Here is a 7,745-nt window from a genome sequence, read left to right as displayed (position 1 = left end):
TCGTCGTCGATCGCACGGTGGGTCGCGCGCAGCACCGGCGCGGGCGCCGGCGTCGACGGCTGCCCGGCCGCCAGCGACAGCACGTCGCCGTGGGTGCGCTGACGTTCGGCCGCGGCCTTCCACACATCCATGACGTGGAAGGTTTCGATGTTCGATCGTCGGGATTCGTTACGCACGGATCCGACGGTAGTCCCTCACCTTCCGGTGGCGGACGATCGGTTACCGCCCGCCCCCGGACAGCAGGTCAGACGGTGATGCGGCCCTCGACGGCGGCGAGCCCGATGTCGGTGCGGAAATGCCCACCGGGCAGCTTGATTCCGGCGAGTGTCGCGTACGCCTGGTCGCGGGCCGCGCTGAGATCGGCACCCACACCGACCACGCTGAGCACCCGGCCACCGGCCGAGACGATCGCGCCGGACTCGTTGCGCTTGGTGCCGGCGTGCAGCACGCCCTCGGCGTCGGCGCCGGCGCCGGTGATGACGTCGCCGGTGCGGGGGCTGGCCGGGTAGTACTCGGCGGCCAGCACGACCGTCACGGCAGCACCGTCGCGCCAGCGCAGCGGCGGCAGCTCCGCGAGGGTGCCGTTGGCGGTGGCGGCGAGCGCCTCACCGAGCGGGGACTCGAGCAGCGCGAGAACGGCCTGCGTCTCGGGGTCGCCGAAGCGGCAGTTGAATTCGACGACCGCGGGGCCGTCCTTGCCGATCGCCAGACCGGCGTACAGCAGCCCGGAGAAGCCGCAGCCACGGTTCACGAGTTCCGCGGCGACCGGCCGGACGACCTCCTCGACGATGACGTCGACGGTCTCGGCGGGCAGCCACGGCAGCGGCGTGTACGCGCCCATGCCGCCGGTGTTGGGTCCGGTGTCCCCGTCACCGACGCGCTTGTGGTCCTGGGCCGGCAGCAGCGGAACGACGGTTTCGCCGTCGACCAGGCAGAACAGCGAGACCTCGGGGCCGTCGAGGAACGATTCGAGCAGGACCGGGTGCCCGTTCTCGAGGATCTCGGCGGCGTGATCGCGCGCGACGGCGCGATCGGCGGTGACGACCACGCCCTTGCCGGCGGCGAGTCCGTCGTCCTTGACGACCCAGGTCGGACCGAAGCGATCCAGCGCCTCGTCGAGCACGCCGGGCGAATCGACGACCTCGCTGTGCGCGGTCCGCACCCCCGCGGTGTTCATGACGTCCTTGGCGAACGCCTTCGATCCCTCGATGCGGGCGGCGGCGGCGGACGGGCCGAAGCATGCGATGCCCGCGGCACGCACCGCGTCGGCGACACCGAGCACCAGCGGGACCTCGGGGCCGATCACGACGAGGTCGACGTTCTGTTCCTTCGCGAGCGCGACGACCTGCTCGGCGGAGGCGGCGTCGACCGGGAACTGTTCGGCGATCTGAGCGATTCCGGCGTTGCCGGGTGCGGCGAGGACCGCGGTCACCCCCGGGTCGCGGGACAGAGCCAGGACGAGAGCATGTTCACGGGCACCGGAGCCGATAACGAGTACGCGCACGCAGGACAGACTACGGGACTGCCCGGTGCCACGGTTTCAGCCGGGCGGACCGTCGGATCCGCTCGCCGAAAGTCATCCGCCGACGGTTTATCCGTTGGCGGGTGTCCGTCTGCTCAGCGGATACCTCGGCGCCTATCCTCCCCGACATGGCTTCCGTATTCAGCATGATCATCGCCGGCGACCTGCCGGGTCGCTTCGTGTGGCAGGACGACGACGTCGTCGCGTTCCTCACCATCAACCCGATCAACCCGGGCCACGTGCTCGTGGTCCCCCGCGAGGAGGTGGACCACTGGCAGAACGTCGACGACGAACTCTGGGCCGAGGTCAACGGCGTCGCCCGCATCATCGGCCGTGCCGTGTGCGCAGCGTACGACTCCCCGCGCGCGGGCCTGCTCATCGCCGGACTCGAGGTTCCGCACCTGCACCTGCACGTGTTCCCCGCCTACGACCTGGGCGACTTCGACATCTCGAAGGCCGAGCGCGACCCGTCGCCGGAGGCCCTCGACGAGGCCCGCGACAAGATCCGCGCGGCGCTGCGGGAACTGGGCTACGGCGCCAACGTCCCGGACTGAGCGTCCCGGACCTCGGGTGCGAGGTCGCTCGCCGGGACCTGCGGCGTACCGTGCGGGTCGGCCAGGAACTGCGCCAGGTGCACCCACGCCGTGGTGCGCGCGGTGGGCCCGGTGAGCAGACCGAGGTGACTGCCGGGCGCGGTCGCGAACCGGACCGCCGCGTTCGGCAGGACACCGGTGATCGCTTCGACGGCCGGGACCGGCGCCAGGACGTCCTCGGTTCCGGCCAGCGCGAGCACCGGAACGGTGACCGCGGCGAGGTCGATCGTGCGCTCCCCGAACCGCGCCTTCCCGGAGGCGAGGTCGTTGGCGACGGTCAGGCGCATGCCCATCTCGTGGAACAACCGTCCCGGATAACCGAACATGCCGGCCTGGAACCGGTCGATCGATTCCATGCGGGCCAGTCGGTCGGCGTCGGCGATGTTCAGGGCGATGAACCACGGCCGCAACAGTTCCCGCTCGAGAGCGGTCGCGCGGTAGCCGATCTGCACGAGTGGTGCCGGGACACCGCCGAGGACGCGTGACACCCCGGCCAGGACGGGATCACCGACGTATCGTCCCGCGAGCCGCGCGACCGCGAGCAGCGGGATCCGCGCGTAGTCGATCGGCGTGCCGAACGCGGCGATCGACCGGATCGGGAGCTCCGGGTGCGCGGCGGCGGTGAGCAGGCAGAGCGTCCCGCCGAGGCTCCATGCGACGAGGTCGACCTCGCGGTTGCCGCTCAGCTCGGAGACCCGGTGGATCGCTTCGGGCACGATGTCGTCGATCCACACCTCGAATCCGAGGTCGCGGTCGTCGACGTTCATCGGCCCGTAGTCGAGGACGTAGACGCTGCGGCCGAGCTCGACGAGGTACTGCACCACGCTCTGGTCGGGCATCAGGTCGTAGCAGCTCGACGGCGCAGCGAGCGGGGTGACGAGCAGGACCGGGGCCCCGGCATCCTCCGGGCCGAATCGGCGCAGGGTGCGGTGCGGGCCGTCGCCGACGACCACCGACGGGGTGCGGTGCGGCGGCGCGATCCCGTCGCCCGCGAACAACGACCAGGTGTTGCGGGCCGCGCCGAACGCAGCGCCGGCCGCACTGCGTGCCATGTCGGTGATGCCCATGCTCGGTTTGCCTCCAGCGTCGTGCGGCCTGTTCCGCAGACACCGTAGCGGGCAACTTACCGAGAAGTCAGTCCACCTGCCGCCGCGGCAGCAGCACGCGGAACGTCGCGCCCCTGCCGACCTCGCTGTCGACGTCGACGGTGCCGCCGTGCGCGGCGACCAGTGCCGCGACGATGGACAGACCCAGGCCGCTGCCGCCGGACGCGCGGGTCCGCGAGGTGTCGGTCCGGTAGAAGCGTTCGAACACCCGCTCCCGGTCCTCTTCGGCAAGTCCCGGTCCGGTGTCCGCGACCTCGAGCACGGCGTCCTCACCGACGGTGCCGACCCGCACGGTCACCGACGCATCGGCCGGGGTGTGCGTGAGCGCATTGGCGACGAGATTGTCGACGACCTGCCGCAGTCGCACCACGTCGCCGAGCACTTCGGGGGTGCCCGGTCCGTCGATGACCTCGAGCCCGATCGTGCGGTCCGGCGCGACGGCGCGGGCACCGTGCACGGCGTCGGCGGCGAGGGCCAGCAGGTCCACGGGCTTCTGCTCGAGGGGCCGCTGCGCGTCGAGACGGGCCAGCATGAGCAGGTCCTCGACGAGGACTCCCATGCGGCGCGATTCGTTCTCGATCCGGGTCATCAGCAGATCCGTGTCGCGGCTGGCCCCCTGCCGGTACAGCTCGGAGAACCCGCGGATCGTGGTCAGCGGGGTGCGCAGCTCGTGCCCCGCGTCGGCGACGAACCGGCGCATCTTCTCCTCCGAGCGGCGCGCCGACTCCTCGGACGCGGCGGTCGCCGCGAACGCCGACTGGATCTGCGCGAGCATCGAGTTCAGAGCCACGGACAATTGCCCCACCTCGGTGCGCGGATCACGCTCCGGCACACGTTCGTGCAGGTCACCGCCCGCAATCGCGACCGCGGTGCGTTCCACCTCCCGGAGCGGGCGCAGGCTGCGCCGGACCACGAAGTAGCCGGCGACGCCCAGCACGACCAGCACCGCGGTGCCGATTCCGAGCTGCAGGACGACGAGTCGCCCGACCGTCTCCCCGATCTCCTCCAGGCTCATCGCGACGGTGGTGGTGCCGCCGTCGGGGTTGGAGGTGGTCAGCACCCGCCACCGGGGGCCGGAGCCGCCGACGGACCCGACGGTCACCGGTTCCGGCGTGGGCGCGCCCGGCAGTGCCGGGGCCGCCGACCGATCGTTGATCGTGACCCGCGCCGTGCCGTCCGGGTTCAGGACCTGCACGTAGAACAGGCTCGGCGGCCGGTCCGGACCCACCGCCGGAGGCGGCGGATCCGGACGGGTGCCGAGCGGCCTGGCCCAGCCGTGCGCGGCGTCGTGCAGGTCGCGGTCGATCCGGCTCAGCAGCGACCCCTGCAGGGACGAGGTCACCGCGATCCCGGACGCGAGCAGCCCGAGCCCCGACAGCACGAGCAGCGCGGCGACGAGGGTGAATCGCAGCGGCAGGGCGGGCAGGCGACGCATCTACTTCGGCTCGCGCATCACGTATCCGACGCCACGCAGCGTGTGGATGAGCGGCCGGTCGCCGGTGTCGATCTTGCGCCGCAGGTAGGACACGTACGACTCGACGACCCCCACCTCGCCACCGAAGTCGTAGTTCCACACGTGGTCGAGGATGCGCGGTTTGCTGAGCACCGTGCCCGCGTTGATCATGAAGTACCGCAGCAGGGTGAACTCGGTGGGCGAGAGCGACACCGGCTGTCCGGCCTTCCACACCTCGTGGGTCTCGTCGTCGAGTTCGATGTCGGCGAAGGTGATGCGCGACGACCGGTCCTCCTCGGACACCTTCCCGGCGCGGCGCAGGATCGTGCGCACGCGCGCGATGACCTCCTCGAGGCTGAACGGCTTGGTGACGTAGTCGTCCGCACCGAGCGTCAGGCCCGACACCTTGTCCTCGACGGAGTCCTTCGCGGTGAGGAACAGCACGGGGGCGTCGATGCCGTCGGCGCGCAGACGACGCAACATCCCGAACCCGTCCATGCCGGGCATCATCACGTCGAGGATCACCGCGTCCGGACGGAAGGAGCGGGCCCGGTCGAGGCCCTCCGTGCCGTTCGACGCGGTCGCGACCTCGAACCCCTGGAACTTCAGGCTCACTGCGAGCAGTTCGACGATGTTCGGCTCGTCGTCGACGATCAGGATTCGCGCTTCGGGAACGGTCACGTAACCCATTGTCTCGGGTGCGGCTGTCCGGTCGCTGACTGCTTCCTGTGAGAACGCTGGGAGTGCAGACTCGGGCATTGCGGACTCGGGCGGGCGGTGACGGGCGCGCCTCACACAGCTGTCGGACCCCGGTGTTAACAATGAGGGCATGTCGTGCTCCGCCTGCCTCGCCGACCTGGACCACTGCCACGGAACCCTCGTGGTGCATGCGATTGTCGAGATCGAATGCACCGACCCCGACTGCACCGACCTCGCGTCGGTCCGCCACAGCCTGATCATCGACTGCTCGGAACTGTCGGGTGGCTGCGGCTGCACCGAGCTGCGAGTGTCCGCGACGGCGCTGCGGGCGTCCTGACCTCGGGCCGCCGCGAAAAAGTTCGCTAGACTACAGACCGTCGATCGACACCCGGACGAGCGCACCGTACCCGGCCAGCGACAAGACGGTGCAGCGGAGCTCGTCATGGCATGGATCGTTCTCGTCTTCTCCGGTGTCCTCGAAGCGGTGTGGGCCACCGCGCTCAGCCGCTCGGCCGGATTCACCCGCCTCGGACCGTCCGTCCTCTTCGTCGTCGCCCTGCTGGTCAGCATGGCCGGCCTCGCGTACGCGATGCGCACGTTGCCGGTCGGCACGTCGTACGCGGTCTGGGTCGGGATCGGGGCGGCGCTGACCGTCGGATTCGCGATGGTCACCGGCGGTGAGGCCGTATCGGTGGCCAAGATCCTCCTCATCCTCGGAATCGTCGGGTGCGTCATCGGATTGAAGGCGCTCCACTAGACCGTTTTCTCGTGTGTCCGGTGGTTACAGTGAACGCATGAATCTGGCGTCCGCGCTCGCATTCCCGCTCCGGGTCGGTCTGACCGCGGCGGACACCGCCCTCGGGATCGCGGAGTCCGTCATCGGCACGGTCCGCGTGGCCGTCTCCCCGGCCACCTACGAGACGCTCGGCGCGGTCGGCCTCACCGATACCCGCGGAACCCTGGGACTGCTGCAGCAGGTGTCGGAGCTCGCGTCGGACAACCGCCCGCTCGGGCACGCGTTGCGACCGGGTGGTCCGCTCGACCGGCTGCTCGCGCCCGGCGGCGCCGTCGAACGGCTGCTCGCTCCCGGCGGCATTGTCGACACCGCGATCAAGCCCGGCGGTGTCGTGGAACGCGCGCTCACGGAGGGCGGTGTCCTCGACGTCCTGCTGTCCGAACGCGGCGCGCTCGAACGACTGCTCGCCGAGGGTGGCCCGCTCGACCAGATCGTGTCGCTGTCCGAGACCCTCGCGCAGCTGACCCCAGGCATCCAGCAGATGCACCTGAGCATCGACCTGCTGCAGGAAACGGTGGAACTGCTGCGCGGTGCGGTGGGACCTCTCGGCGACCTCGCGGGCAAGCTGCCGGGCCGCTGGCTGCGCAGCGGTGGCGCTTCCGGAAAGGGTGAACTCCCGCCCGGCTGACGCGCGTCGTCAGCCGCAGAACGAACAGACATCCGCACACGTCCAGGCCGTGTGCGGATGTCGTTTTGATGCCCGGATCGGCACTCCGACCGATCGTGGAGCCCCCTGTCGGGATTGAACCGACGACCTTTCGCTTACAAGGCGAGTGCTCTACCACTGAGCTAAGGAGGCAGTGAAGCGCGATCATCATATAGGCATCACAGCCCCCTCGCGCCACCGGCCGGTTTGGTTACGGTGGGGTGCATGGTTTCCCCGGCGACGATCCTGGTTCCCATCTCCGGGGGCACGCGATGGTGAACGTGCTGAGCGCAATGCTCGGAAAACTCGTCCTGGATCGACGGGCAACCGTCGACGCGGTCACCGAGGCTCCGGCGCCGCTGCAGCCGATCGATCTGACCGACGACGCGACGGTCGCCGAAGCCCTCGACGTCGCGGTGCGGGTCGGCGAAGTCCTCCTCGCCTCCGGCACCGGCGCGATCGACACCTCGGATCAGGTGCAGTTCGTCGCGGCGACCTACGGGCTGGCACGCTGCGACGTGGACGTGACCTACAACTCGATCGTGCTGTCGGCACACCGGGGCCCGACGATGCCGCCGGCGAGCACGATGCGGATCGTGCACTACCGGTCGATGGACTTCACCCGGCTCGCGGCGGTGGACCGGCTGACCCGCCGCATCAGACGGGACGCGATCTCCCCCGCCCAGGCCCGCGAGGAACTGCTCGCGATCACGTCGGCTCCGCACCCCTACAACCGCTGGGTCGCGACCTTCGCCTGGTCGGCGATGGCGGCGTCGATCGGGATACTGCTCGGCGGTGGCCTGCTCGTCGCGGCCGTCGCGTTCGTGTCGACGCTGGTGATCGACCGGGTCAACCGGTTCCTCAACGGACTGGGCCTGCCGTTCTTCTTCCAGCACCTGGTCGGCGGCATCATCGCGACCGCCCCGGCGA

Annotated in this window: 9 protein-coding genes, 1 tRNA gene, 1 pseudogene and 1 riboswitch; of the genes and pseudogenes, 5 read left to right on the top strand and 6 right to left on the bottom strand. The window is 70.3% G+C overall.

Annotated features, from left to right (window positions below; genetic code table 11):
* Positions 1-176: pseudogene (locus I0Q12_RS32270) on the bottom strand (aspartate aminotransferase); the annotation flags it as partial.
* Between the two features lie 68 nt (positions 177-244).
* The gene (gene purD, locus I0Q12_RS07305; protein ID WP_197251295.1) at positions 245-1,504 is read right to left on the bottom strand and encodes a phosphoribosylamine--glycine ligase; all 1,260 of its coding nucleotides are present in this window, start codon (positions 1,502-1,504) and stop codon (positions 245-247) included.
* A 146-nt stretch (positions 1,505-1,650) separates the two neighbouring features.
* On the opposite strand from purD, the gene I0Q12_RS07300 reads away from it, so the two are divergent.
* Complete coding sequence (locus tag I0Q12_RS07300) at positions 1,651-2,076, top strand: HIT family protein (protein WP_197251294.1); 426 nt, start codon at positions 1,651-1,653, stop codon at positions 2,074-2,076.
* Here the strand turns inward: I0Q12_RS07300 and I0Q12_RS07295 are convergent.
* The 3 genes from I0Q12_RS07295 to I0Q12_RS07285 form a co-directional block, all read right to left on the bottom strand.
* Positions 2,052-3,182 (bottom strand): alpha/beta hydrolase, encoded by a 1,131-nt coding sequence (locus tag I0Q12_RS07295; protein ID WP_231610184.1) that lies wholly within the window; start codon positions 3,180-3,182, stop codon positions 2,052-2,054. The two genes, I0Q12_RS07300 and I0Q12_RS07295, sit on opposite strands and share 25 nt — an antisense overlap.
* 67 nt (positions 3,183-3,249) lie before the next feature.
* Complete coding sequence (locus I0Q12_RS07290) at positions 3,250-4,656, bottom strand: cell wall metabolism sensor histidine kinase WalK (RefSeq protein WP_197251293.1); 1,407 nt, start codon at positions 4,654-4,656, stop codon at positions 3,250-3,252.
* Positions 4,657-5,364, bottom strand: coding sequence for a response regulator transcription factor (locus I0Q12_RS07285; protein WP_197251292.1), 708 nt, complete (start codon positions 5,362-5,364; stop codon positions 4,657-4,659).
* Between the two features lie 139 nt (positions 5,365-5,503).
* On the opposite strand from I0Q12_RS07285, the gene I0Q12_RS07280 reads away from it, so the two are divergent.
* From I0Q12_RS07280 to I0Q12_RS07270, 3 genes are all read left to right on the top strand, one after another.
* Complete coding sequence (locus tag I0Q12_RS07280; protein WP_197251291.1) at positions 5,504-5,710, top strand: hypothetical protein; 207 nt, start codon at positions 5,504-5,506, stop codon at positions 5,708-5,710.
* Between the two features lie 34 nt (positions 5,711-5,744).
* Positions 5,745-5,805, top strand: a riboswitch (guanidine-III (ykkC-III) riboswitch).
* Between the two features lie 10 nt (positions 5,806-5,815).
* Positions 5,816-6,130, top strand: a complete 315-nt coding sequence (locus tag I0Q12_RS07275; RefSeq protein WP_197251290.1) for a multidrug efflux SMR transporter — start codon at positions 5,816-5,818, stop codon at positions 6,128-6,130.
* 37 nt (positions 6,131-6,167) lie between these two features.
* A complete protein-coding gene (locus I0Q12_RS07270; RefSeq protein ID WP_197251289.1) occupies positions 6,168-6,797 on the top strand; it encodes an ABC transporter in 630 nt (209 codons plus the stop codon).
* Positions 6,798-6,893: 96 nt separating this feature from the next.
* On the opposite strand, the gene I0Q12_RS07265 is transcribed toward I0Q12_RS07270, so the two are convergent.
* Positions 6,894-6,968, bottom strand: a tRNA-Thr gene (locus tag I0Q12_RS07265).
* Between the two features lie 119 nt (positions 6,969-7,087).
* Here I0Q12_RS07265 and I0Q12_RS32265 point away from each other — a divergent pair.
* Positions 7,088-7,745, top strand: a 658-nt coding sequence (locus tag I0Q12_RS32265) for a threonine/serine exporter family protein (protein ID WP_374068609.1), incomplete at its 3' end; no start/stop codon positions are given.

It is taken from the genome of Rhodococcus sp. CX, from assembly GCF_015865005.1.
Classification (GTDB): Bacteria; Actinomycetota; Actinomycetes; order Mycobacteriales; family Mycobacteriaceae; genus Rhodococcus.
This window is presented reverse-complemented; position numbering and strand designations above follow the sequence as displayed.

Excerpts from the sequence above, each read along its gene's own strand:
- I0Q12_RS07295 (WP_231610184.1), bottom strand. The coding sequence starts at position 3,182 with ATGGGCATCACCGACATGGCACGCAGTGCGGCCGGCGCTGCGTTCGGC.
- I0Q12_RS07285 (WP_197251292.1), bottom strand. The coding sequence starts at position 5,364 with ATGGGTTACGTGACCGTTCCCGAAGCGCGAATCCTGATCGTCGACGAC.
- I0Q12_RS07275 (WP_197251290.1), top strand. The coding sequence starts at position 5,816 with ATGGCATGGATCGTTCTCGTCTTCTCCGGTGTCCTCGAAGCGGTGTGG.
- I0Q12_RS07300 (WP_197251294.1), top strand. The coding sequence starts at position 1,651 with ATGGCTTCCGTATTCAGCATGATCATCGCCGGCGACCTGCCGGGTCGC.
- I0Q12_RS07270 (WP_197251289.1), top strand. The coding sequence starts at position 6,168 with ATGAATCTGGCGTCCGCGCTCGCATTCCCGCTCCGGGTCGGTCTGACC.
- I0Q12_RS07290 (WP_197251293.1), bottom strand. The coding sequence starts at position 4,656 with ATGCGTCGCCTGCCCGCCCTGCCGCTGCGATTCACCCTCGTCGCCGCG.
- I0Q12_RS07280 (WP_197251291.1), top strand. The coding sequence starts at position 5,504 with ATGTCGTGCTCCGCCTGCCTCGCCGACCTGGACCACTGCCACGGAACC.